The 23,143-nt window shown below is 60.0% G+C and carries 26 protein-coding genes; 15 read left to right on the top strand and 11 right to left on the bottom strand.

Features of this window, described 5'->3' with window-relative positions; translation table 11 throughout:
* Positions 1 to 29: 29 nt before the first annotated feature.
* Complete coding sequence (locus DAES_RS06900) at positions 30 to 1,367, bottom strand: DUF4340 domain-containing protein (protein WP_013514314.1); 1,338 nt, start codon at positions 1,365 to 1,367, stop codon at positions 30 to 32.
* A 176-nt stretch (positions 1,368 to 1,543) separates the two neighbouring features.
* Between DAES_RS06900 and DAES_RS06895 the strand changes: the two genes are divergently transcribed.
* The 13 genes from DAES_RS06895 (at position 1,544) to DAES_RS06835 (ending at position 12,884) form a co-directional block, all read left to right on the top strand.
* Positions 1,544 to 2,293 (top strand): tRNA lysidine(34) synthetase, encoded by a 750-nt coding sequence (locus DAES_RS06895; protein WP_013514313.1) that lies wholly within the window; start codon positions 1,544 to 1,546, stop codon positions 2,291 to 2,293.
* Between the two features lie 63 nt (positions 2,294 to 2,356).
* A complete protein-coding gene (locus DAES_RS06890) occupies positions 2,357 to 3,262 on the top strand; it encodes a M23 family metallopeptidase (RefSeq protein ID WP_013514312.1) in 906 nt (301 codons plus the stop codon).
* Positions 3,263 to 3,383: 121 nt separating this feature from the next.
* Positions 3,384 to 4,169: a flagellar biosynthetic protein FliR gene (gene fliR, locus DAES_RS06885; RefSeq protein WP_013514311.1), complete on the top strand. Its 786-nt coding sequence runs from the start codon at positions 3,384 to 3,386 to the stop codon at positions 4,167 to 4,169.
* Between the two features lie 12 nt (positions 4,170 to 4,181).
* Entirely contained in the window at positions 4,182 to 5,243 is a 1,062-nt protein-coding gene (flhB, locus tag DAES_RS06880) for a flagellar biosynthesis protein FlhB (protein ID WP_013514310.1), read from the top strand.
* A gap of 62 nt (positions 5,244 to 5,305) precedes the next feature.
* Complete coding sequence (gene flhA, locus DAES_RS06875) at positions 5,306 to 7,408, top strand: flagellar biosynthesis protein FlhA (RefSeq protein ID WP_013514309.1); 2,103 nt, start codon at positions 5,306 to 5,308, stop codon at positions 7,406 to 7,408.
* A gap of 9 nt (positions 7,409 to 7,417) precedes the next feature.
* Positions 7,418 to 8,488, top strand: a complete 1,071-nt coding sequence (locus DAES_RS06870) for a flagellar biosynthesis protein FlhF (RefSeq protein WP_013514308.1) — start codon at positions 7,418 to 7,420, stop codon at positions 8,486 to 8,488.
* A gap of 17 nt (positions 8,489 to 8,505) precedes the next feature.
* Positions 8,506 to 9,333, top strand: coding sequence for a MinD/ParA family protein (locus DAES_RS06865; protein ID WP_013514307.1), 828 nt, complete (start codon positions 8,506 to 8,508; stop codon positions 9,331 to 9,333).
* The gene (locus DAES_RS06860; RefSeq protein ID WP_013514306.1) at positions 9,275 to 10,060 is read left to right on the top strand and encodes a FliA/WhiG family RNA polymerase sigma factor; all 786 of its coding nucleotides are present in this window, start codon (positions 9,275 to 9,277) and stop codon (positions 10,058 to 10,060) included. The genes DAES_RS06865 and DAES_RS06860 overlap by 59 nt, the downstream gene beginning before the upstream one ends.
* Positions 10,061 to 10,082: 22 nt before the next feature.
* Positions 10,083 to 10,463, top strand: coding sequence for a chemotaxis response regulator CheY (locus DAES_RS06855; RefSeq protein ID WP_013514305.1), 381 nt, complete (start codon positions 10,083 to 10,085; stop codon positions 10,461 to 10,463).
* Positions 10,464 to 10,494: 31 nt separating this feature from the next.
* Complete coding sequence (locus tag DAES_RS06850) at positions 10,495 to 11,202, top strand: flagellar basal body-associated FliL family protein (RefSeq protein ID WP_013514304.1); 708 nt, start codon at positions 10,495 to 10,497, stop codon at positions 11,200 to 11,202.
* Positions 11,203 to 11,205: 3 nt separating this feature from the next.
* Entirely contained in the window at positions 11,206 to 11,535 is a 330-nt protein-coding gene (locus DAES_RS06845) for a hypothetical protein (RefSeq protein ID WP_013514303.1), read from the top strand.
* Between the two features lie 55 nt (positions 11,536 to 11,590).
* A complete protein-coding gene (locus DAES_RS06840; protein WP_013514302.1) occupies positions 11,591 to 11,998 on the top strand; it encodes a hypothetical protein in 408 nt (135 codons plus the stop codon).
* Between the two features lie 49 nt (positions 11,999 to 12,047).
* Positions 12,048 to 12,884, top strand: a complete 837-nt coding sequence (locus DAES_RS06835; protein WP_013514301.1) for a hypothetical protein — start codon at positions 12,048 to 12,050, stop codon at positions 12,882 to 12,884.
* A 67-nt stretch (positions 12,885 to 12,951) separates the two neighbouring features.
* Here the strand turns inward: DAES_RS06835 and lpxC are convergent, their stop codons facing one another.
* From lpxC to DAES_RS06785, 10 genes are all read right to left on the bottom strand, one after another.
* Positions 12,952 to 13,875 (bottom strand): UDP-3-O-acyl-N-acetylglucosamine deacetylase, encoded by a 924-nt coding sequence (gene lpxC / locus DAES_RS06830; RefSeq protein ID WP_013514300.1) that lies wholly within the window; start codon positions 13,873 to 13,875, stop codon positions 12,952 to 12,954.
* Positions 13,876 to 14,053: 178 nt separating this feature from the next.
* Complete coding sequence (gene prmC, locus DAES_RS06825) at positions 14,054 to 14,908, bottom strand: peptide chain release factor N(5)-glutamine methyltransferase (RefSeq protein WP_013514299.1); 855 nt, start codon at positions 14,906 to 14,908, stop codon at positions 14,054 to 14,056.
* A 19-nt stretch (positions 14,909 to 14,927) separates the two neighbouring features.
* The gene (gene prfA / locus DAES_RS06820; RefSeq protein WP_013514298.1) at positions 14,928 to 15,995 is read right to left on the bottom strand and encodes a peptide chain release factor 1; all 1,068 of its coding nucleotides are present in this window, start codon (positions 15,993 to 15,995) and stop codon (positions 14,928 to 14,930) included.
* 2 nt (positions 15,996 to 15,997) lie between these two features.
* Entirely contained in the window at positions 15,998 to 16,948 is a 951-nt protein-coding gene (locus DAES_RS06815; RefSeq protein ID WP_013514297.1) for a DUF1385 domain-containing protein, read from the bottom strand.
* A 191-nt stretch (positions 16,949 to 17,139) separates the two neighbouring features.
* Positions 17,140 to 17,364, bottom strand: coding sequence for a 50S ribosomal protein L31 (rpmE, locus tag DAES_RS06810; RefSeq protein WP_013514296.1), 225 nt, complete (start codon positions 17,362 to 17,364; stop codon positions 17,140 to 17,142).
* Positions 17,365 to 17,571: 207 nt separating this feature from the next.
* Complete coding sequence (locus tag DAES_RS06805) at positions 17,572 to 17,889, bottom strand: TusE/DsrC/DsvC family sulfur relay protein (protein WP_013514295.1); 318 nt, start codon at positions 17,887 to 17,889, stop codon at positions 17,572 to 17,574.
* Positions 17,890 to 18,109: 220 nt separating this feature from the next.
* Positions 18,110 to 19,837 carry a YcaO-like family protein gene (locus DAES_RS06800; RefSeq protein WP_013514294.1) on the bottom strand — a complete coding sequence of 576 codons (1,728 nt, stop codon included), beginning with the start codon at positions 19,835 to 19,837 and terminating at the stop codon, positions 18,110 to 18,112.
* Complete coding sequence (locus tag DAES_RS06795) at positions 19,834 to 20,553, bottom strand: class I SAM-dependent methyltransferase (protein ID WP_013514293.1); 720 nt, start codon at positions 20,551 to 20,553, stop codon at positions 19,834 to 19,836. Before DAES_RS06795 ends, DAES_RS06800 begins: the two co-directional genes overlap by 4 nt.
* Before the next feature lie 41 nt (positions 20,554 to 20,594).
* A complete protein-coding gene (locus DAES_RS06790; protein WP_013514292.1) occupies positions 20,595 to 21,371 on the bottom strand; it encodes a Tim44 domain-containing protein in 777 nt (258 codons plus the stop codon).
* Positions 21,372 to 21,405: 34 nt separating this feature from the next.
* On the bottom strand, positions 21,406 to 21,804 hold the full coding sequence (locus DAES_RS06785) for a response regulator (protein WP_013514291.1): 399 nt from the start codon (positions 21,802 to 21,804) through the stop codon (positions 21,406 to 21,408).
* 187 nt (positions 21,805 to 21,991) lie between these two features.
* Between DAES_RS06785 and DAES_RS06780 the strand changes: the two genes are divergently transcribed.
* Both DAES_RS06780 and DAES_RS06775 read left to right on the top strand, forming a co-directional pair.
* Positions 21,992 to 22,321, top strand: coding sequence for a hypothetical protein (locus tag DAES_RS06780; protein ID WP_013514290.1), 330 nt, complete (start codon positions 21,992 to 21,994; stop codon positions 22,319 to 22,321).
* Positions 22,322 to 22,323: 2 nt separating this feature from the next.
* On the top strand, positions 22,324 to 23,091 hold the full coding sequence (locus tag DAES_RS06775; protein WP_013514289.1) for an HD domain-containing protein: 768 nt from the start codon (positions 22,324 to 22,326) through the stop codon (positions 23,089 to 23,091).
* Positions 23,092 to 23,143: the final 52 nt, after the last annotated feature.

The raw sequence follows: 23,143 nt of genomic DNA, 5'->3' as shown, positions 1-23,143 counted from the left end.
TCTCCTTGGATCGTATTGCAGGTCCGGGCCTAGCTGCCTGCCGTCGCGAGGACGGGGAAGAGACCCTGAAGGTCCTTGAGCAGCCGGCTCGAAACCGGGTAGTACATGCCGCCGCCATTCTTGAGCCAGCACTGCCCCTGGGGCAGTTTCGGGTCCGCATAGAAAATCAGGGCGGCCAGCTTCTCGCCGCTCTTGTCAACAAGCCTGCAGTGCATGAGTTCCACCGCACTCTCCGGCAGAGTGTTCAGGGGCAGCGCCTCGAACTGCAAATCAGTAAATCGCCACAGCGACATGTCAATGCCGGAAATGTCCATATTGCTGCCAAATATGCGCCAGCCAGTCTCGCCGCGCTCGACCACGTACTCGGTGCCGCCATGGTTGACGATGAACCGGGCCACGATCCCGATGTCGAGCTTGACCACTGTCCGCCCCTGCACGTCAAAGGCGCTCCTGACCAGCTGTCCGACGCTCTGAGGGTCGAGCGTGAAGGGAATCTTCAGCCAGGACGAGTGGCCGACATAGATGTCCGGCCTGTCGTTCACCGTGTAGAAATCGACCGTGGACGGCGTCTCGCTCCTGCCATTCCAGATGCGAATCGTCAGCGCGGGCATGCGCTTGTCCACATCCATGGGTTCAAGAGCCAGGGCACCGGCCTTGAGCAGGGCCAGGGAGTGCAGATAAAGCTTGAGCGCCGAATCCGAAGCGGGCTTGTCCTTGAGATAGCCGGGCAGGCTGAAGAAATACCCTTCCTTGCGCTTCTCCACCAGCCAGCTGGACCCGAACGGCTGCACCAGCTGGACCTTGGCCACCGTCTCCTGATCGAAATTAAAGACACGGGTGTCGAAAAACCAGGCCGCGGGCAGGCCGAGCTGCTCAATGGCTCCGGCGTCAAATTCGTAGACCAGTCCGGGATTGTCCGAATTCCACCCCCGGACATTGCCGGAATCGTTGGCGGACAGCCTGATGGTCAGTGGGTTCTTGTCCTTGTCGCCAAAGGCGATGATGACCTTGAAGACCGGATCGTCAAGCCCGTAGGCGCCAAGCCCTCCCTGATCGAAACCGCCCACGGATCGCTGGAGTGTCAGCCCCTCAAGCCTCCCAAGGTAGTCGGCCACCCTCTCGGGCAGCACGCGCGCCACGAAATTCCACGATGTGCCAGGCACATGGGCCTCCCAGCCCGAAGCCACGGCATTGAGCATGTAGCTGCCCACGGGACTCTGGACGTGGATGGAAGTGACACCGGCAAAAGGCCGCGAAAGCCAGCGGGTCCGATCAATGCTCTGATGTTGGCTGGTCGCGTGCCAGGATATGCCGATGGCCATCGCGGCCACCAGCGCCAGGATCAGAGCCAGAAATATTCTCTTCAAAAAGGCAGCCCTCCAGACGGGTACCGGATCGAATCGTGTCGTATCGGCCCGCGGCAGGGCCTTGTCCGGCATGCAAGCTAGTTAAAATGCCCCAGCCGCACTTGCAAGTCAAGCTGGAATCGTCTATCTGCCATACCGGGCCCGCCATCCTAGCAAAGACATCAAGGGAACGATACATGGCCTCGTGGGGCAAACTCACATTCGCGCAAAAACAGTGCGTCAGCGCCACCGGCAAGCTCATGCAGAGCACCGGCATGGTCAGTCACGGGGCGCGCATCGGGATCGCCGCCTCGGGCGGGGTGGACAGTTTCCTGATGCTCAAGGTGCTGACCATCCGCCAGGCGATCATGCCCTTCCCCGTGGAACTCATGGCCCTGCACATCAACGCGGGCTTCGACACAGCCTCCCACGCTCCGCTCGTAGACTGGTGCGCCAGCCACAAGCTCGCCGCCCACATCGAGGTTACGGACTACGGCCCCCGCGCCCACTCGGAGGAGAATCGCAAGAAATCCCCCTGTTTCTATTGCAGCATGCTGCGGCGCAAACGACTCTTCGAACTGTGTCGGGATTACGGGCTGACCCACCTCGCCTTTGGCCACAACGCCGATGACAACGTGGTCACCTTCTTCATGAACATATTCCAAAACGGTCGCGTCCAGGGACTCTCGGTCAATGAACCTTTTTTTGACGGCAGGCTCAACGTCATCCGCCCCACCATGCTGCTGGACAAGAAAACCGTCATCAGGGCGGCCAAACAGTGGGAGCTCCCGGTCTGGGAAAACACCTGCCCTTCCAACGGACGGACCAGGCGTGATGAAATCCACGACTGGCTGCACCAAACATGGCAAAACGATAACCGTATGAAAAACAACGTGTTCAACGCGGTCATTCGCCACCAACTCGACTTGACATGCAAAAAGCTCTAGACTAATAGAACGTTAGTCGAGGAATCTGTCCTATTGAAACCATAACATCCGACTGGAAAGGCTATGCTTTTCAGAAAATACCACATCGTCGTCTTCAAGGATAAACAGGGATCATGCAAAAAGTTCCAGCTGCGAGGCTGGTTCATCGCAACCCTGCTCATTCTTGTTGTCGGCATGGCTGCTGGAAACATAGTCCTCTGGAACAAATACACCCGCCACTCCCGCGTCGAGCAGGGCCTGGGCATAGCCGAGAAAACCGTTCAGGAGCAGAAAACCCAGCTCCTCAGCCTTTCACAAAAAATATCCTCCCTGCAAAAAAATCTGGACCGCATCCGGGACTTCGACTCCAAGCTCAGGGTCATGATCAACCTTGACCAGGACGGCAGCCAGGCCACCGCGCCCAAGGGCGGCTCGGCCAACGAGAACTTTTCCAAGGGCTATCTGCCCCTCTACCGCCAGGAGCTGCTCGCCCGAAAGATGCACGAGTTCCTCCGCCAGCTCAATGTGGAGGCCCGGCTCGAAGAAGTCAGGCAGCAGGAAATCCTGCACACCCTGCGCAACAACCAGAACATCCTTGAGGCCACCCCCTCCATCTGGCCCACTTCGGGCTGGGTGACTTCGGGCTTCGCGTGGCGGACCTCCCCGTTCACCGGCAAGCGGGAATTTCACAAGGGCATCGACATTTCCGCCCCGCGCGGCACTCCTGTCTACGCCCCGGCGCGCGGCACCATCACCTTCACGGGACGCGACGGTTCCTACGGCCTGACCATCCGCCTGAAGCACAACGCCAGCCTTTCCACCCGCTACGCCCACCTGCACCGCATCTCGGTCAAGGACGGACAGGTCGTCACCCGCGGCGAACTGGTCGGCTACGTGGGCACCACCGGGCGAAGCACCGGGCCGCACCTGCACTACGAGGTGCGCCTCAACGGCGTGCCGGTGGACCCCAAGCGCTACATCCTGAACTAGCCGCCCAGGCAATGATCCAGACAGGCCCTCTCGGAACCGGACTTTCCAAGAGGGCCTTTTCCTTGTATGACATGACATCCGCCCCGGCACGAACTGGTTCGGGTTTTGCAATGAGAGCCTGATGGAAATTTTCGGATTCAACCCCAGCGACATGCTGAGCTTTTTCCTGACGCTGTTCCGCATCAGCGTCGTGCTCTTCCTGATGCCGTTTTTTGGCGGCAATTCGATCCCCACCCTGGTCAAAGGCGCCCTGGTCCTGGTCCTGTCCCTGGCCGTGTGGCCGCAGCTCTCCTTCCCAGGCAGCATGCTTCCTGCCAATGGACTGGACATCACAATCATGTTCCTGGGTGAGGTTCTGCTCGGCCTCATCCTCGGTCTGACCGTCAACTTCCTGTTCGGCGCCATCCAGTTCGGCGGCCAGATCATCGGGTTTCAGATGGGATTCGCCATGGTCAGCGTGGTCGATCCCATTTCAGGCACAACCAATGCCGTGACCGCCCACTTCCTCTACATGTGCACCATGCTGACCTTCCTCGTCCTCAACGGCCACCTGCAGTTGATCAACGCCCTGGGCATGAGCTTTCAGTACATTCCTCCGGGCGGACTGCTGATCACGCCGAGCCTGGCCACCCAGTTCCTGAGCCTCTCGGCCATCATGTTCACCCTGGCCATCAGGATCGCGGCCCCGGTCATGGCCGCCCTGTTTCTGGTCGATCTCGCCCTGGCGCTCATCTCCAGGGCCGCGCCCCAGATGCATGTGCTCATCCTCGGCTTTCCCATCAAGATCACGGTCGGCTTCTTCTTCCTGGGCTTCCTCTTCACCATCATGTCCCTCTATGTGCAGGAATTCATCCAGGATCTGACCCCGCTCTTCCGGGGCATCCTCAAAGCCGGATCGCCGCTCTAGGGGGCATGGACCATGGCCCAGGATCCGAGCAAAACAGAAAAAGCCACCACAAAGCGGCGCAAGAGAACCAGAAACGAGGGCAACGTCCCCAAGAGCTCCGAGCTGACCAAGGCCATCGTCCTGCTCATGGGCGTGCTCACCCTGCGCTCTCTCATTGGCTTTTATCAGGACCAGTTCATCGAGATCTATGAATGGACCTTCCGCGAAGGCATCCATACCAAACTCGACCCGTCCACGACCTATGCCCTGTTTGTCTGGGGCGTGAAGAAACTGGCCATCATCGTCCTGCCCCTGCTCTTTGTCCTCGCCTTCACCGCATGGCTGACCCTGCGCCTTCAGGTCGGCGGGCTCTGGACAACCAAGCCGATGAAGCCGAAATTCGCCAAGATGTTCAACATCGTGGCAGGGCTCAAGCGGCTGCTCATCAGCCCCCAGGCGTTTGTCAGACTCGGCAGGAGCATCCTGCAAGCCCTGGCCGTTGGCATCGCCCCCTATATCGTCATCAAGCAGGAGTTGCCCAACCTGCTCCCCCTGTTTCACGCCAGCACCCACGGCATCATCGCCTACATCCTCGGCGTGGGCTACAAGATGGCCTGCTACGCGCTGGTGCCCATGCTGCTCATCGCCATAGCAGACCTCTGGTACTCACGCTGGAAGTACGAGGAGGGCATCAAGATGACCAAGGACGAGATCAAGGACGAGCGCAGACAGGCCGAGGGCGACCCGCATATCAAACGGAAACAGCAGCAAAAGATGCTCCAGATGATGGCCAGCCGGATGTTCAAGGACATTCCCAAGGCGGACGTGGTCATCACCAACCCGACCCACTTCGCCGTGGCCCTCCAATATGACGCCCTGGTGGCCCCGGCCCCCCTGGTGCTGGCCAAGGGCGTGAACCGGGTTGCCGAACGAATCAAGGAGGTTGCCAGAGAAAACAGCATTCCCATCGAAGTCAACCCTCCCTTGGCACGGGCTTTGTATAAACAGGTCGAAATCGGGGAAACAATCCCGGAGGAAATGTTCCAGGCAGTTGCCGCGATCCTCGCAAAACTTGACAAGTTCAAGAGACGCTAGGGGTTGCAGGCAAAAGACACCTCCGGCAAACGACTCAAGACCGTCCAAGAGGTGTCAAAAACATGGCTCAGCCTTCAAGCAAGTCCCTCATCCCCCAGATAGACTACTCAAAATTCACCAAACAGGGCGACATCCTCCTGGCTGGCGGCGTTGTGACCATCCTCTTCGTGATGCTCATCCCACTGCCCACGCCGTTTCTCGACTTCATGCTGACCGTCAGCATATCGCTTGCGCTGGTCATCCTGGTGACCACCATGTTCATGATCTCCCCCCTGGAATTTTCCATCTTCCCGTCGCTGCTCCTGGTCACCACCCTGCTTCGGCTCTCCCTCAACGTGGCCACCACGCGCGCCATCCTGCTCCACGGCCACGAGGGCTCCGACGCCGCCGGGTCGGTCATTCAAAGTTTTGGCGAGTTCGTGGTCGGCGGCAACTACGTCATCGGCATTGTCATCTTCATGATCCTGTTCATCCTCAACAAGACAGTCATCGTCAGCGGTACCACGCGCATCGCCGAGGTGGCCGCCCGCTTCACCCTGGACGCCATGCCGGGCAAGCAGATGGCTGTCGAGGCAGACCTCAACGCCGGACTCATCGACGAGGCAGAGGCCACCAGACGGCGCGACCACATGCGTCGGGAAGCCGACTTCTACGGTGCCATGGACGGTGCGGGCAAGTTCGTCTCCGGTGATGTCAAGGCAGGCATGATGATCACCTGCGTCAACATCATCGGCGGATTCCTCATCGGCGTGATCCAAAACAACATGGAGTGGATGGACGCCGCCCAGACTTACACCCTGCTGACCATCGGCGACGGTCTCGTCGCCACCATTCCGTCGCTGATCATCTCCACCTCGGCGGGTATCATCGTCTCGCGCGCCGCAGCCGAGGCCAAGATGGGCGAGGAATTCATAGGCCAGCTGTCATACCACCACCGAGCGCTCAAGCTGGTGTCGGGCATCCTGGTTATCTTCGCCATCGTTCCGGGCATGCCCACCATACCCTTCCTCACCCTTGCGGTTATCGTCTATACCGTGGGACACCTGTCCGCCAAGCAGCAGAACGCCATGAACACGACCCTCGAGGACAAGAAGGACGCCCGCGACAACGCCACCCTCGACACGCCCGAAGAGGTGCAGATGCTTCTGCCTCTTGATCAGCTGGAGCTGGAGGTCGGCTACGGCCTCATCCCGCTGGTGGACGAGGAGCAAAACGGCAACCTGCTCTCGAGAATCCGCTCCATTCGCCGCCAATTCGCCCTGGACATGGGCGTGGTCATCCCCTCGCTCCACCTGCGCGACAACCTGCAACTCAAGCCGGGCGAATACCGCGTGGTCATCAAGGGCAACCCCGTGGCCCAGGCCGAACTGCTCATCGACCACTATCTGGCCATGGATCCGGGCGATGCCAAGCAGCGCATCCAGGGCGTGGAGACCGTGGAACCGGCCTTCAACCTGCCCGCGGTCTGGATACCCGAAGCGCAGAAGGAAGAGGCCATGCTGGCGGGTTACACCGTGGTCGATCCGTCCACGGTCATCGCCACGCACCTGACAGAAGTGTTCCGCCGCAACCTGCATGAATTCCTCGGACGCCAGGAGACCCAGGAACTGCTCGACAACCTCACCAAACGCGCACCCAAGGCCGTGGAAAGCCTCGTCCCCTCGGTGCTCAATGTCGGCGGCGTCCAGAAGGTCCTCCAGCATCTGGTGCAGGAGAAGGTCTCCATTCGCGACCTGCTGACCATCGTGGAAACCCTGGCCGACTACGGCTTGGCCACCCAGGACCCGGCCCAGCTCACGGAATTCGTCCGCGCCAAGATGGGCCGGACCATCATCAACCCCTACCTTGGCGAAACAGGCATCCTGCCCATCATCACCCTGAGCCCCAAAGTGGACGAGATCCTCGCGGGTGCCATGCGCCCGGCGGAACAGGGCGGCTATCTGGCCCTTGAGCCGGGCATGGCCCAGCAGATCATCCAGACTATCAACCGGGCCACCGAGGACGCCATGGTCGCTGACGGCCAGCCGGTCCTGCTGGTGACGCCGCAGATCAGAAGCCAGCTCGCCCAGCTTCTGAACAGGTTCATCCCGACCCTTGCCGTCATATCTCAGGCCGAGATTCCTGCAGACATCAAGATCCAGTCTGCAGCAACCGTTGATTTCTAGGAATAGAACATGAGAATGAAGACCTTCCGCGCCGCCAACTCCACTGCGGCATTCGCCCTGGTCAAGGCCGATCTCGGAAAGGATGCCGTCATCCTCTCCAACAAGACCGTCACGGAAAACGGCAGCAAATGCTGCGAGGTCGTGGCCGCGGTGGATTCAGTCCCGGCAGCCGCGACTGCGAGGACCAGAAACGACGTGGTCGAGGACGCCCTGCATGGCACAGCGGGCTGGCAGCGCGAGTGGAGCCAGATCAAGAATCAGATCATGATGCTCATGAGGCCGCAGATGGACCGCGAGACCATCACGCCCAAGCAGCGGCTGGCCTTGGAATACCTGGAGCGCGAGGACGTGGACGACCGGGCCATGACGCGAATATTCTGCGAACTGCGCGAGGATGCCGACCGCTCCATCATCACGGTGCTCGAATCCATGGTTGAAGTGAAACCCTTTCAGGCCAGCAGGTGGCCGGGCGTCATCCACGCCTTTGCCGGCCCCGGCGGAGCGGGCAAGACCTCCAGCCTGATCCGGCTGGCCCTGAGGGAAAAGAAGAGCAACCCCAAGGCACGCATCTGCCTGGCCACAGCTGACGGCGGACGCGGCAAAGGGCGGCTTGTCCTCAAACACTATGCCGAACTCTCCTGCCTTGCCTTTCGGGAGCTCATGACCCGCGACGACTTCATGCTCCTGCGTCGCGAGGCCGACCAATTCGACATGATTCTCATTGACCTGCCCGGACTTCCCGGCAATACAACCCTTGAAGAATTCACCGCCCTTTACGGGCTTTCCACGTGCGAAAACCTGTCCATCCACCTGGTTCTCAACCCGTATTACAGCCAGACCCAGTTCGATCGGTTCATGGAGAAATACAAAAGTGAACAACTTGCAAGCGTTATCTGGACGAAACTCGACGAAACCTGTACATTTGGTGCATTATTGAACATGGCGTTCGCCAGCGGGCTGCCCATTTCAGCGCTCTCGTACGGGGCTGATCTCAAGAACAGCATCGCTCCCGCCACCAAGGACATGATCTGGCGGATGCTGTTCATGCGCAAACTGCCCGGCGGCGACATCCAACCCTAAGGAGAAAGACAGACGCCATGACTTCCCGTTTACCCCTGGTCCTCTCCGTCACCTCCGGCAAGGGCGGCGTGGGCAAAACCAACATGTCGGTCAACCTGGCCTACTCCCTGAGCATGGCGGGCAAGAACGTTGTTCTGCTCGACGCCGACCTCGGGCTGGCCAACGTCGATGTCATTCTCGGCCTGACCCCGGAGCGCAACCTGTTCCACCTCTTCAACGAGGACATGACCCTGGACAGGATACTCTTCGACACCCCCTACGGCTTCAGAATTCTCCCCGCGTCCTCGGGTGTCAGCGACATGGTCAACCTGGACCGTGGGCAAAAACTCGACCTGCTCGATGCCATGGACGCCCTTGAGGACACCGTGGACTACCTCATCGTCGATACCGGGGCCGGCATCAACGACAACGTGCTCTATTTCAACCTCGCGGTGCAGGAGCGGCTGCTGGTCATCACCCCTGAGCCCACTTCACTGACCGACGCCTACGCCCTGATCAAGGTGCTCAAGCTCCAGCACGGGGTGGAGCGATTCCGCGTGCTCGTGAACATGGTGGAGGACAGGAAGACGGCCAAGGATGTCTACATCAAGCTGCTCAAGGCCTGCGACCACTTCCTGGACGGCATATCCCTCGATCTGGTCGGCTTTGTCCCCTATGACCCCAATGTCCGCAACTCGGTCATCGCGCAAAAACCCTTTTGTCACAGGTATCCCAAGACCCCGGCCAGCGTGGCGGTCAGACAGGCCGCGCAAACAATCAACGGATGGCATGTAGAACCAAACACAGATGGCAATATTAAATTCTTCTGGAAAAAACTGCTCTTCCAGGAACGATCCGTGGCGTGAACTGGAAAACGGAGCCAAGAACTGGGATGACTTCTCGTCACGGGACAGGGAAGACATCGCCCGCTTCTACGCGCCGAAAATCCGGATACTCGCCCTTCGCCTCAAGGCGAAACTGCCGCAAAGCGTCGAGCTCAATGAGCTGATCAGCGCCGGCAGCCTGGGTCTTCTGGACGCACTGGGCAAATACAACGCCCAGCGAGGCATCAAGTTCGACACCTACTCCGAAAACCGGATCAAGGGTGCCATGCTTGACGAGCTGCGCCGGATGGATTGGTTTTCCAGAGGATTGCGCCAAAAGGTCAAGGCGCTTGAAGATGCCCAGCGGCAGGTGGAGCACGAAACCGGCGGCCCGGCCACGACCGAGCAGTTGCAGGCTCTTACCGGCATGTCGGAAAAAGACGTGCGCCAGGGACTTGAAGCCCTGCACAACCAGATGTGCTTAAGCCTCGACAGCTTTCATGAAAACGTCATTGGCCGCAAGGCCATGACCGAGGACGAACCGTTCCAGTCAACGGCCTTTCAGGAAATAGTTGACAAAGTAGCCAGTCTCATTGAGGAATTGACGCCAAGGGAAAAATTGGTCATATCTTTGTACTACGGTGAGGAACTGAACATGAAGGAAACGGCTGAAGTTATGGACATAACCGAAGGCCGGGTTTCTCAGCTTCACTCCCAAGCCCTGACAAAGTTGAGAAAAACATTCAGAGCCCGCTATGAAAGCGAGTAGCACAGAGTAAAGGAGCACCTCCATGGCTTACGACACCAATATGCGCATCCTCGTCGTCGACGACTTCTCCACCATGCGCAAGATCATAAAGAACATCCTTCGCCAGCTCGGCTTCACCAACATCGTCGAGGCCGACGACGGCTCCACGGCCTGGGAAGTGCTGAACAAGGACAACATTGACTTCATCGTGTCCGACTGGAACATGCCGACCATGTCGGGCATCGAGCTCTTGCGCAAGGTCCGCGGCAGCGAGGAATACGCCGATCTGCCCTTCCTGATGGTCACCGCCGAGGCGCAGCAGGAGAACATCATCGAGGCCGTGCAGGCCAAGGTGTCCAACTACATCGTCAAGCCGTTCACCCCTGAAACCCTGGGCCAGAAGATCGAAAAAATCTTCAGTTAGCCTCCGGCTTTTGGCCTGAGAGGCGAACACCATGGTTCTGCTTGTCCCGAACGACGCTGATGATATGAGCCCGGATTCAACTCCGGGCGGAGGCCGACAGCCCAAGGCGCAGCTCGACGACAGCGAGGCCAGCAAGGCGACGCAGAAGGTCGATCTCGACCTTGACGACGCCCCCTTTCTCGAAGACGAGGAAGAAGAGGAAGAGGTCGCCTTTGCCCAGGAGGAGACGCCCCTTTTCGAAAAGAGCGTCCCGGCGAAAAAATTCGATTTTTCGGCGCTTTTCAAGAATCGGCTGTTCCTGATTGCTCTCGGCGTGATCCTGCTCCTGGTCGTGATCATCATCCTCCTGCTCGGTCGCGAGCCGGAGGCTCCGCCGCTGCCGCCGCCTCCTCCCAAGGCTGCCCCGAGCGCGCCAACTGAGGCGGCGGAGACGCTGGACATCCTCATCCGCCTCGACCCGTTTCTCATCGAGCAGCGCGACAAGGACAACGTCATCCGATTCCTGGAAGTCCGGGTGCTCGTCAGCACCCAGGACGAGGGTTTGGCCAAACAGTTCAAGCAGGATACCTACACCGTTCGTAACGCCATATTCTATTATTTGAAAAACAAGGATCTCCAGTTTCTCTCCAACAAGGAGAACAGCGACAAACTCAAGCAGGAACTGCTGGCAATCATCAACCAATACATGGGGTTTGGTCAGTTCGATACGATCTTGTTCGAACAATATCTTGTGAGGTGAGCCATGAGTCCGACTCCCCTGGACCTTCCGGTCCTCATATCGCAGCTGCCCTATGTCGCGAAGATAGCCCATGCGGAAAAAGCAGGACCGGAAATCAAGAAGCAGATTTTCGGGCCGCTCATCAACGAGTATATTCGAAAGAATGAGAGCAAGGTCCAGCAGGTCGAAAAAAAGGAGCAGACCGCTCCGCTCGACCGCGACGGCCACCAGCAGCAAGGGCAGCAAACCCTGGCAGAGCACGAGCGCAAGGAGAAGGAAGACGAGGACAAGGGCGAAACCACCCCGTCCAGCCACTCCCCCTGGTCAGGCAACATCGTGGACATCAAGATATGACCTCCGCCGTCCCTGACCGCACGCCGCTTCAACCACGAACCCGCGAGAATCCCTGATGTCCGATCTGCTCATCATCCTGCTCACCATCAGCGAGGTCGTGCTCCTTGGCGTGGTGATCATGTTCTTCCTGCGCCTGAAGAAATCCGAGGCGCTCCTCTCAGGCATCCAGATCAAGCAAGAGGAGTTCATCAAGCGTCTCCAGTTCAACACCCAGCTCGAAAATGAGCTTGTGGCCACCTTTGAGCGACGCCAGCAGGAGTTGATCACCCTGAACAACGAGCTCGAACACAGGGTGGCGGAACTGAAGAAACTGGTCACCCAGGCCGACGGCTACTGCAAATCCCCCCAGTTCATGCGCGAGATCATTCTCATGGGGCACCGGGCTGGCAAATCCCCGGCGCAACTCGCCAAGTCCACCGGCCTCAGCCTCGAAGACATCGACCTGATCATCGACCAGTCGTGACGACCACCCCATTGGGCAGGTGAACCGATGCGGGACAGGAACGGGTGAGATGATGCGCATACGCGATGGCGGTTCGGGATTCGCAGGATCCGGCGGAGGCAGCGGGAGTCGCTCGGACCAGTTCCGCCAGGGACGCCGCCCCGGCCAGAAGGTCCGAGGCAAACTCGTCAAATGGGTGTCCGAAGGCATGGCCTGGATTCTCATCGACGGCCACAGCCTCCTGGCGCAGCTCCAATCGCGCCCGCCCGAAGGATCTTTCCTGACCTTCACCATCAAACAGCTCACGCCAGAAATCGTGCTCAAGGAGATATTCGGCGGAGGCGGGGGTGTTCCCGACAGCTTGGCCGCGGCAAGCGCCTTCGAGACAGCGCGGACCCTCTTCGAGAACAGGTTCCGGCCCCATGGGCCTACCCTGGCCGTGTCTGACACCGCCTCACGCCTGCCCCGCTTCATGGCGCTCCTGGCCGGGGAGACCGCCCTTTTCGCCGCCTATCTCGATGCCCTTGATTGCACGGAGGGCATCAACACCCTCTTTGCCAGCCAACGCACGGGCCGCATCGCCTACCAGCCATGGCTCACCCCCCTGTGTCGGCGGCAGTTGACCAGGACACATCACCCGGATGCCGCCACCGGCCAGGGACTTGTCGAGGTCGTCGTGGAATGCGAGGCCGGTCCACTGGGATTGGTCAGGGTCGAATTTCTCCACAAGACCGCAGCCACTGGTTACCGCGTCAAGGTCCAGCGCGCATCACGCATCCAGGATCTCAAGACCTTCCTGCAGTCGCGCATGCATCTCCCGGAGACGGGGATCGAGTGCCATGGCGTGGGCAAACTCCCGCAAAGCGAGCACGGCGGCATACTCGCCGAATTCATCTTCACCCGCTGATACCGAAAAACCCGCCATATGGCGGGTTTTTCGGTGATCTTCAGATCACGACAGTCTCGTGACGCAACTAGGCGGTGGCGGCCACCGGGGGGACCATGCGTCCGCTACGGACGGGCTCCCTGGCCGATTCAGGCAGAGGCAGGGTCACGGGTTCAAGGTAGATGTCGCGGTTTTCATCCAGGTGGCGCAGGAACGCGTTGTTCATGGCGTGCCCAGATGCAAACACCTCAAAATGCCCATGCAGCGGCGCGCCGAGCACGGCCATGTCGCCGATGAAATCAAGCAGCTTGTGCCGCACGAACTCGTCCTTGAAGCGCAGCCCCTCGGCGTTGAGAACACCGTACTCGTCGAGCACGATGGCATTGTCGAGCGATCCGCCCAGGGCCAGCCCGTTGGCATGCAGGTAATCCACTTCCTTGAGGAAACCGAAGGTGCGGGCCTTGGCGATCTCGGTGACGAAATTTCTGGGGGTGATCTCAAGCTCCAGCCGCTGGGAACCGATGAGGGGATGGACAAATTCGATGGTGTAGTCCACGCGGAACCCGTTGTGGGGGCGCGCCTTGATGTATTTGCCGTCCTGCTCGAACTCGATGGGCTTCTTGACGGCCATGACGGTCCTGGGCTTGTCGAGCTTGCGTAGCCCGGCCTGCTTGAGCAGATAGACGAAAGAGGCGGCGGAGCCATCCATGATGGGCAGTTCTCTGCCGGTCACCTCGATATGGATGTTGTCGATGCCCATGCCGCTGACTGCGGCCAGCAGGTGCTCGACAGTGGCGACGGACTGGTGCCCGTCTCCGAGGACGGTGGCAAGCCCGGTTTCGACGACCAGGGACGGAGCGGGGGTCAGGAAGGTGGAACCGGAATCATTGCGGAGCGAAAAGAGGATTCCGGTGTCCTCAGTGGCCGGGCGGAGAACAAGCTCCACCTGCTTGCCGCTGTGAAGTCCGATCCCGGTGCAACGCACTGATTTGTGTATGGTGGTCTGAAGCATTGTCCCTCCGGTTAATTCACCGAACATAACAGCAAAAACAATGCCACAGCCACATTATAGCACAAAGCCATGATTTTATTAAACTTATTTTTCATAAAACTTTCTAGAAAAGTGTGTCAATTGCGCAAATAATTGTTTTTTTACAACAACAAATCGCGGGAGTGTTGCATTTTTGCGATTACGCCCGTCGCATGGATACGACACGATCATGCCCGGCCAGGTCCTTGATGACGCCAACATCCCTGGATTCCAGACATTGGTTTGACGTTATAATATTCACACCCTCGACCTGTCCGCAACCGATCTCCATGAGCAGGAGTCCGCCAGGCCGGAGCGCCTCAAGGGCGCGCGGGAGCATGGCCCGGATATGATCAAGCCCGTCCGGCCCGCTGACCAGGGCGGTTCTTGGCTCAAACCCGGTCACCTCGCGGCTGGCCCGTTCGAATTCTTCGTCCGTGACATAGGGGGGATTCGAGACGATGAGGTCAAAGCGCCCTTTTCCGAGAATGGGACCTGTGAAATCGCCTTGAACAAAGGCGATCCGGTCGTGGACTCCGTGAGCGCGAGCATTGCGCCGGGCCACGGCCAGGGCCGGGCCGCTCAGGTCGACGGCCAGCCCGGTGGCATGGGGAAAACAGTGGGCCAGGGTAACGGCCAGGATGCCGGACCCGGTGCCAAGATCGGCAAAGCGGACGGGGGTATCGGGCGAAAAGGCGTTCAGGACGGCCTCGATGACGTGCTCTGTCTCAGGGCGCGGAATGAGGACATCGGGCGTGACCGAGAAATCCAGCCCGTAGAACTCGCGGCGTCCGAGGAGGTAGGCCAGGGGCTCGCCCGAGGCGCGTCTGGCGGCAAGGGAGCGGATGCGGTCGGTCTCTTCAGGCGTCAGCGCGCGATCACGCTCAAGGCTGAGCCCGAGCCGGGTCAGACCAAGAACCTCGGCCACCAGGACCTGGGCGCTCAGGCGCGGCGAATCCACGCCCTGCAGCCCGGCCTCGCACTCCCGGACAATGGCCTGCACAGTGACACCCATACTGGTTGCCGACGATGCGCTAATCGCCCTGCCGCTTCATGGCCTCGGCCTGATAATGGCCGATCAGGGCGTCGGTCAGGTCGTCCAACTCGCCTTCCAGGATCTGGGGCAGCTTGTGCAGCGTCAGGTTGATGCGGTGGTCGGACACCCGCCCCTGCGGGAAATTGTAGGTGCGGATGCGCTCGGACCTGTCGCCAGAACCCACCTGGATGCGCCGGGCCGCGTCCTCCTCGGCCTTGGCCTTGTCCTGCTCAAGCTGGAGCAGGCGGGAGCGGAGCACCTTCAGGGCCTTGGCCTTGTTCTTGTGCTGCGACTTCTCGTCCTGACAGATGACGATCATGCCGGTGGGTATGTGGGTGACGCGAATGGCCGAGTCCGTGGTGTTGACCGACTGGCCACCCGGCCCTGACGAACGGAACACGTCCACGCGAACGTCCTCGGGCCGAAGGTCGATATCCACCTCCTCGGCTTCGGGCATGATGGCCACGGTGACCACCGAAGTATGGATGCGGCCCTGGGATTCAGTGGCTGGAACGCGCTGCACCCGGTGGGTGCCGGATTCGTATTTGAGCTTGCTGTAGACCTTGTCGCCTGCAATGCTGGCAATGACTTCCTTGAGCCCCCCCGAACCTGTGACATTGGAGCTCATCTCCTCCACCTTCCACCGGTTGGCCTCGGCGTAGCGGGTGTACATGCGATAGAGATCAGCCGCGAACAGGCCCGCCTCGTCGCCGCCGGTGCCCGCACGGATTTCAAGGATGATGTTCTTCTCGTCCATGGGATCGCTGGGCAGCAGGAGTATCTTGATCTTTTCCTCAAGGGTCTCGATGCGGTCCTCAAGCTCGCTGATCTCGGCCTTGGCCATTTCGCGGATTTCCGGGTCCGGGTCGTGGGACATCTCGCGATTTTCCGCAAGATCCTTGGAGCATTTCTTGTATTCGCGATACAGGACGACCACGTCGCTCAGGTCGGAATGCGCCTTGGAAACCTTCTTGTAGCGTTCCTGGTCGTTGAATATTCCAGGCTGGGCCAGCTCATACTCCAGCTTGTCGTATTTGATTTCGATATCTTCCAGCTTGCCGAACATGATCAGCACTCCTCGGCGTTGACAGCGCACCGCAGCGCGGCAATGGCCACTTCTATCTGACTGTCGTCCGGTTCCTTGGTCGTCAAAAGCTGCATCATCATGCCGGGCCAGCACATCATCCTGCAGACAGAGTTTCCGCTGTACTTCCCGGCAAACTTGATCATCTCATAGGCGACGCAACTCACCGGAATCATGAGAAACAACTTCATACCGACAATATACAGGTGCTTGGAGACAAAATGCTCGGGCGAATAAAAAGTCAGCAGGTACGGCACCAGAACCGTGTAGAGCAGAATGGACACCGCCAGCACAAAGAGCAGGAAGGCCGTGCCGCAACGCGGATGCAACCGGCTGCGAAAGCGCGAAGAGGCCGGGGAAAGGTCGCCACCCTCTTCCCAGGCCCAGATGACCTTGTGCTCGGCCCCGTGATACTGAAAAACGCGTCTGATATCAGGGATGTAGGAGATGGCGAGGATGTACCCGACAAAAATGACCATCTTGATGACGCCGTCCCAGAGGTGGAAGCTCAGGGAATCCACATCCCCGGCCAAGCCCATATACTCCATGCCCACGGACAAAAAGTGGGGGAGCACCACGAACAGACCAAGCGCAGCACCCAAGGCCAGGACCATGGTCAGGACCAGATGCCAGGTGGTCAGCTCGCCGCCGTCCTCGTCGTCATCGTCCGCCGCCTGCATGGCCGAATAGTTGAGGGCCTTGATGCCGTTGACCATCGTCTCCATGAGCACGGGAAAACCGCGCAGGAAAGGCTTCTTGAGCCAGGGATGCCGGACCAGGGTGAACCATGGCCGCACCTCGGTGGTGATGGTCCCGTCGGATTTGCGGATGGCGATGGCAAGCGTATTCCTGGCGCGCATCATGACGCCCTCGATGACAGCCTGCCCGCCAACGGCCTGCGGTGCGGCCAGAGCCAGAAGTCCCAGGATATTCAAGTAGCTACCCTCCGGTAATCACGTCCAAGGCAACAATCCACCCCGAGCAGCAGCACCCTTGACCACGCATCCAGCCGGGTTAGAATTAAGAATTCCCCGACATTTGTAAAGCGCAGTCGCCAAAACAATATGCCTCCGCGGGAAGGTATCCCAACGAAGGCATATGGTCACGGCTTTCGCCGCAAGGAAAGCTAGTTGCCAGCCGGAGTCTTGTCGAACTGGGCGTACTTCTTGCGGAAGCGGTCGATGCGCCCGGCGGTGTCGACGAAACGCTGCTTGCCGGTGTAGAAGGGATGGCAGTTGGAGCAGATTTCAACTTCAACCTCTTCACCCTTGGTGGTCGTCAATTCGGCCTCGTAACCGCAGTGGCAACGAAACTTGGCCTTGTGCGTGGTGGGATGAATATCGTTCTTCATGACGTTCTCCTGTCATATTTATTGCGTGGAACTTGGTCTTATACTCAGACACACATGGGTTGGCAAGCAAAAAAAGAGCTTTTCCGCCCCGCTTCTTCCTGGCCCGATCCGGCAGGTCGGCGCGCCAAGCGGCCCCCTCACCCTAGTGCAATAAAAAGGGCGAGAACTTTCGTTCCCGCCCTTTGTCAATCAAGCTCGGCGTGTGGGTTAGACGCAGCCGGTGGGCTTGGGCAGGCCAGCCATCTTACAGGCACCCTTGCCGGGGCCGGACGGGAACAGCTCGTAGATCTGCTTCAGCTTGAAGCCGGTAACCTTGGAAAGGATGCGAACCATCGGGGCAATGCCGTTCTTCTTGTAGTAGTCCTGAAGGAAGTCAATGACCTTCTGGTGATCCTCGGTGATCTCCTTGATGCCCTCGGACTCTTTCACGAATTCGACCCACGCGGGGGTCCAGTCCTCGAACTTCTGCAGGAAACCGTCCTCATCAACCTCAAAATTGGCGCCCTGAAATTCAACAACAGCCATTGTATCCTCCTAGTGGGATGTTTGTCATGCTGAAGCTCCGGGGACTTCCCGGAACAACCATATCCGTTTAAGCAGCGATCCGCTACTCGATACCATATTGATCCGAACTAAAACCGTGACGGGACATTACGTCCACAGGCCATCCTTTGTCAAGCGCTCGACGAATTTCCCATGAACTCCGTCACCGGCCCGCCCCAGTTCCGCCATGTCCCTCAACCAATCAGGATTGATTGAGTTCGTCGTAATGGACACGGGCATAATCCAACCCAGGCTCCATTTTAAGCGCAGCACCGAGATAGTCAAGTGCTTCCACGGTGTTGCCCATGAACTTGTGGCACAGGCCGAGGTTGGCCAGATCATGCGGCGATCCGCTGTCTATGGTCAGGGACGCCTCGAAATCCCTGGCCGCGTCCTTGTACCGTCCGCCCTTGAAATGGGCCACGCCGCGCAGGTTGAAGTATTCGCGGCACTCGTCGTCCAGGGCCAGAGCGCGGTCGAGCGGGGCCACTACCTCGTCCCAGCGCTCCTGTTGCGACAGGGCGTAGGCTTCGTAAAAGGCGCACAGGGCGCGTTCCTCGTTGGCGGGCTGGAGCGGTCCAGCCAGGACGAACTGGTCAACGGCGTATTCGGGATCACCCATGCGCAAGGCCAGAAGCGCCCGGAAAAAAGGAATGAAATAGGCGTCTGGATAAATATCCTCCACCTCGTCGAGTCCTTCCAGGGCCTCGTCGAAATCCGATTCCTCGGCCAGGATGCGCCCGACGAACAGCCCGATGCTGCGGTTGGGTGTGCGTTCGCGAAAATCGAATCCCGGAACGAAATTGTAGTTGGCAGTCACCCCAATGTCCGGGTGCATGGTGCTGACGGAATACAGCGGCGTGCCACGCTCGGCCAGCCCGTCGGCCAGGGTCGCCAGCTCCCGGCGGATGTTCCTGTCCTCCACGCTCGGCAGGGTGTCGAGGCCGACCACCGGGCCCTGGCAAAGCCACTGCGCCTGCTCGACCCTGGTGAATTTGGGCAGCCCGGACGCCTCGTAGACCCGGCTGGTCTCGAAATCGCCCGCCAGCTGCGCCACCTCGGTGATGGCCCGGATGGCCGCCTTGACCGGCGAAGCCGCAGTGCCAGCCGTGAACACGATCTCACTCAAGACCGGAAAGGTCTTGGCATCCCAGGCCACGGCAGCCACCGTGGGAACCGGGTAGCCCAGGCTGAAATCCTTGAGGATCAGGGTGACGCCGTTCTTCTCGAAACAGTCCACCAGTCTTGCCAGGACCGGATCGTCCGAAGACCTGGGATCAATGGTCGGCATGGTCGGCCTTAAGCGGTCGATGCGGGCGCAAACGTGCCGCTCCACCAGTTCGCAGCCGCCCTGGGAGATGGACTCCTCAAAGGTGTTGCCCGCTGACGATCCGTTGAACTCGTTGAGTTTCCTGAACCAGTCGAGGGGGACATACTCATGGCGGCCACTGGCCACGTCAAGGGCATGATGGAACCGCCAACGATGGAGGTCCATGAGACGCACGGCGTCCTCGTCTGCAATGGCCTCGTCCACCGAGGCCGCAATCAGCCGGATGTCCATGAGCTGTCCCGGCCATTTTTCCTCGGCCTCGGACCATGTCAGGCGGGTGAAATTCCCCTCGTCGGCCCAGAAGCTGAAATAGGAATACCGCTCCACCAGTTCCATCAGGGCCGATGCCTCGGCCTGTTCAGGCGAGGCCCCCTTGCCCATCTGCTTGCGGGTGGGCATGACCTGCCGGGCCTTGGCACCGCAGATGCCGACAAAGACCGGAATGCCAAGCCGCCCCGTGTCCACCCGTTCGGTCCCGGCGAGCACATCGGGGCAGGCCTCGGCCAGACGGGCGGTCACGCGCCTGACAGTCTCCGCCGGACTGCACGCCTTGTCCTGGTCCGAGGTGTACGCCTTGGGGCAGTCCTTGAGCTTGATCACGCGGTTTTCCTCTTGAGCCTGAACAGATTGACCGTCCTCTCCTCGCCCGTGACCTTTTCATTATACTTGGAGCAGGTTCTGGCCATGGAGAAATGCTCGGCGACCTGGGTGAAAAACTTGCGCGTCTGCCGCTTTTCATCCAGAGCCAGAAAGACTTCAGCCGAGGCATCCACGGCCAGATGGCGATCCAGGAAGCCGATCAGGGGCTCGTAGGCGGCCTCGTCGTAGAGAACCTCGCAGCCCACGATGCAGTCGAACCGGGTCTCGTCGTCGCTTCGGGTGAAATCCATGCGGGTGATGGTGGCGAATTCCTCAAGGCCGTTCTTGAGCACGTTGATGCGGCTGAAGAGGAGCGCGTCCGGGTCGATGTCGCTGATGGTCACCGCCAGCCCCCGGCTGGCCAGGACCATGCCGTTGACCGCTCCGCCCGCGCCGATTTCGAGAATCCGGCATCCCTCGGGGAAGGGATAGCGCGACAGCATGTAGCCGAGCACCAGACACGACGGCCACACCTTGGCCCACAGGGGCAGACTGACGGTCTTCCCGGCCCGAGTCCTGTTGACCAGCGTTTCTATGTATTGCTGCATGTCCGTGACCTGCAACACCTCAAGGGAAAGACCGCCCAGGGAAACCTTCTGGAACTCGACCGGGCCGAACTTCCGCACGGCGAGGTCGATGAGCCGATCCATGGGCTGATCAAGATCATACGCCTTCACGACAAAACCATCCTTGCCGACCCTTGCCCCACAGTGTGGAGTTACTGGTCTCTCTTGTTGATGCTTTCCAGGGTCCACAGGCCGCTGCCTTCGGCGTCCGTGCGGGAGAACTCCCAGGCCGCGCGCAATTGGTACGGCTGATCGCCGGAAACACCCTTGCGCAGCTGGGCGTCGTAGAAAACCGTGATCCAGGTCCGACCGCCCTCGCTCTTGCGCTCCATGAGCCGGGCATCCACCAGCATGACCTCGGTCCTGGCAATGGTCTGCTGCGCCGCCAGTCCGGCCAGAGCCTGCTCGTACACGTCGTCGGAGAGAAAGCCGCGCAACTGGTCCAGATCGCCCTGACCGGACACCTGTTGAAATCGGGAGAAGAAGAGCTTGGCCCCCTCCAGAAACTCGGCCTCGTCGAATCCGCCGGGGACAGGCGCCGGAGATTGCCTGACGGCCTGGGGCGCACCCCCTTCGGGCGCGTCCTTGGAACCGAGCATGTTCCACATCTGCCTTGCGGCTTCGTGCCGGTCCGTGGGCCGCGCCGGAGGCTGAGCCTGGTCGTCCTGTCCCCCGTCATCCTGACCTGAATCACCGGAACCGCTCCCAGTGCCGGGGCCTGGGCCGCCGCCCCGCCGCCGGAAGGCGCGCACGAGAAAATAGGCGACAAGGCCGAGCAGAAGGATGTTGAGGAGGCTGCCGGAACGGCTCTGCGGGGCCTCGGCAGAGGCCAGGGCCGCAGTGGAAACAAGCAGGACAGCCAGCGCGCAGGCGCAGGCCATCCCGGCAAGACGGACACTGATCGCAAATGCGTTGATTTTTGATTTCATTGAGAATTATTTAACCGTGATGGAGCGCGCCCGGCTACTCGATAAGCCCCAGGTCGCGCAGGATTGCATAGAGGGATTCCACCTCGATGGGCTTGGGAAGGTACGCGGTCGCACCACCTTTGTAATAGGCCCTGACCACGGTCTTGGGATCATTGAGTGCCGTGACCATGATCACCTTGACCTCGTCGGGCGGCAGGGTCCCCGCCTCCTGCTCGATGGCGCGCAGTTCCTTGAGTGCCTGATGCCCGTCCATGTTGGGCATCATGATGTCCATACAGACGAGGTCGTAGGGCGCGCCCTGAGCCAGAGCCTGCCTGAACTGAGCCACGCACTCCACGCCGTCCCGCGCCGTGTCGCACTCCCCGAAATCGGCCAGCAGGGCCCACAGGAGCTTGCGACTGGTGAACTCGTCTTCAACAATCAATGCACGCATCGTTCCTCCGAGGCACACAGTCTACACCATCACTCCAAAACAGCAAAGTGTCCTTATAGACACTAAGCCGGACAAGCACAAGCAACGAATGAAATCCCGCACACCGCCACCCAAAAACCTTGCCAGCATACCGTTTGCCGGGTAGTTAAATCCCGGTCACCAATGCCCAAAAGCCGGAGCCCATCCAATGCGCATGTCCCAGTTGCCGACCCTTGTCTCGGATTTTTTCGACTTCCTCGACAGCCCCGTCTGGCGGGCCTGGCCCTTCAACGCGGGCTACGGCGAGCACATCCTGCCGTCCATTGCGCGCATGGCGTTCGTCGTGCTGATCTTCGCGGTCATCATCATCTTCCTGCGCATCCTCTTCGGCCCCAACGGCCCCTTGAGGGACAAGGAAATGGACCGGGAGGCCGACGAGCAGCGCGCGACGGAAAGGGCTGCCCTGGACGCACAACTGTCCAGGGGCGACATCACCGAATTCGAGCACACGCTCCGGATGAAGGGGCTCAAGGACTGACCATGCAGCTTGGGCCACACATCGCGGTCCTGACCGGGTTTGCCCAGCGCCACCTGAGCGGGGATGCCGAGGGCGACAAACTCATCAACCTCAAGCTCGAACACTCGATACAGGTGCTCGATACGGCCCGACACATCATTGCTGGCGAGACCATCACGGGCCGCACCGCAGATATCTGCCTGCTGGCTGCCCTGTATCACGACACGGGCCGGTTTCCCCAGTTCGCCCGCTACCAGACCTTCAACGACCGCGAATCGGTCAACCACGCCCGCCTCGGTGTCCTGACCCTGCGCTCCATGACACTGCCCGACGGCCTGTCCGGGGAAGAGTGGCGGATCGTCCGTTTCGCCGTGGCCCAGCACAACGCCAAGACCGTCCGCCCCACCCTTCCGGCCCGGCTTCTCCATCCGGTCATGGTCGTGCGCGATGCCGACAAGCTCGACATCTTCCGGGTCCTGCTCGATCACTTTGGCGAAAACAAGAAGAACCCCCTGGTGGCCATGGGGCTTGAAGACACGTCTGTGCAATACTCCGACGAAGTCTATCAGGCCGTCCTGCAAGGCCGGACCGGCGACTACCGCCACATGCGCTTTGCCAACGACTTCAAGCTGCTCCTGGCGGGCTGGCTGCACGAGCTGCATTATCCGACAACCCTGGCCATGGCCGTGGAACAGAGATTCCCGGACCGCATCTTCGCCATGCTCCCGGACGACGAACCCCTCAGGCGGCTCAAGGACTCGGTCATGTCCTCCATCCGTTATAAATTCTGACATCCTCTTGATCTCGTCCTTGCGAGGCGGTAGTTTCCACACGCAGGGAGGG

It is taken from the genome of Pseudodesulfovibrio aespoeensis Aspo-2 (genome assembly GCF_000176915.2).
Classification (GTDB): domain Bacteria; phylum Desulfobacterota; class Desulfovibrionia; order Desulfovibrionales; family Desulfovibrionaceae; genus Pseudodesulfovibrio; species Pseudodesulfovibrio aespoeensis.
Note: the sequence above shows the minus strand (reverse complement) of the source record. Positions and strands in the feature narration are given on the sequence as shown.

Coding starts and splice junctions, on each gene's coding strand:
- DAES_RS06895 (WP_013514313.1), top strand. CDS start 1,544: ATGGCCTCGTGGGGCAAACTCACATTCGCGCAAAAACAGTGCGTCAGC.
- DAES_RS06890 (WP_013514312.1), top strand. CDS start 2,357: ATGCTTTTCAGAAAATACCACATCGTCGTCTTCAAGGATAAACAGGGA.
- fliR (WP_013514311.1), top strand. CDS start 3,384: ATGGAAATTTTCGGATTCAACCCCAGCGACATGCTGAGCTTTTTCCTG.
- flhB (WP_013514310.1), top strand. CDS start 4,182: ATGGCCCAGGATCCGAGCAAAACAGAAAAAGCCACCACAAAGCGGCGC.
- flhA (WP_013514309.1), top strand. CDS start 5,306: ATGGCTCAGCCTTCAAGCAAGTCCCTCATCCCCCAGATAGACTACTCA.
- DAES_RS06870 (WP_013514308.1), top strand. CDS start 7,418: ATGAGAATGAAGACCTTCCGCGCCGCCAACTCCACTGCGGCATTCGCC.
- DAES_RS06865 (WP_013514307.1), top strand. CDS start 8,506: ATGACTTCCCGTTTACCCCTGGTCCTCTCCGTCACCTCCGGCAAGGGC.
- DAES_RS06860 (WP_013514306.1), top strand. CDS start 9,275: ATGGCAATATTAAATTCTTCTGGAAAAAACTGCTCTTCCAGGAACGAT.
- DAES_RS06855 (WP_013514305.1), top strand. CDS start 10,083: ATGGCTTACGACACCAATATGCGCATCCTCGTCGTCGACGACTTCTCC.
- DAES_RS06850 (WP_013514304.1), top strand. CDS start 10,495: ATGGTTCTGCTTGTCCCGAACGACGCTGATGATATGAGCCCGGATTCA.
- DAES_RS06845 (WP_013514303.1), top strand. CDS start 11,206: ATGAGTCCGACTCCCCTGGACCTTCCGGTCCTCATATCGCAGCTGCCC.
- DAES_RS06840 (WP_013514302.1), top strand. CDS start 11,591: ATGTCCGATCTGCTCATCATCCTGCTCACCATCAGCGAGGTCGTGCTC.
- DAES_RS06835 (WP_013514301.1), top strand. CDS start 12,048: ATGATGCGCATACGCGATGGCGGTTCGGGATTCGCAGGATCCGGCGGA.
- lpxC (WP_013514300.1), bottom strand. CDS start 13,875: ATGCTTCAGACCACCATACACAAATCAGTGCGTTGCACCGGGATCGGA.
- prmC (WP_013514299.1), bottom strand. CDS start 14,908: ATGGGTGTCACTGTGCAGGCCATTGTCCGGGAGTGCGAGGCCGGGCTG.
- prfA (WP_013514298.1), bottom strand. CDS start 15,995: ATGTTCGGCAAGCTGGAAGATATCGAAATCAAATACGACAAGCTGGAG.
- rpmE (WP_013514296.1), bottom strand. CDS start 17,364: ATGAAGAACGATATTCATCCCACCACGCACAAGGCCAAGTTTCGTTGC.
- DAES_RS06805 (WP_013514295.1), bottom strand. CDS start 17,889: ATGGCTGTTGTTGAATTTCAGGGCGCCAATTTTGAGGTTGATGAGGAC.
- DAES_RS06790 (WP_013514292.1), bottom strand. CDS start 21,371: ATGAAATCAAAAATCAACGCATTTGCGATCAGTGTCCGTCTTGCCGGG.
- DAES_RS06785 (WP_013514291.1), bottom strand. CDS start 21,804: ATGCGTGCATTGATTGTTGAAGACGAGTTCACCAGTCGCAAGCTCCTG.
- DAES_RS06780 (WP_013514290.1), top strand. CDS start 21,992: ATGCGCATGTCCCAGTTGCCGACCCTTGTCTCGGATTTTTTCGACTTC.
- DAES_RS06775 (WP_013514289.1), top strand. CDS start 22,324: ATGCAGCTTGGGCCACACATCGCGGTCCTGACCGGGTTTGCCCAGCGC.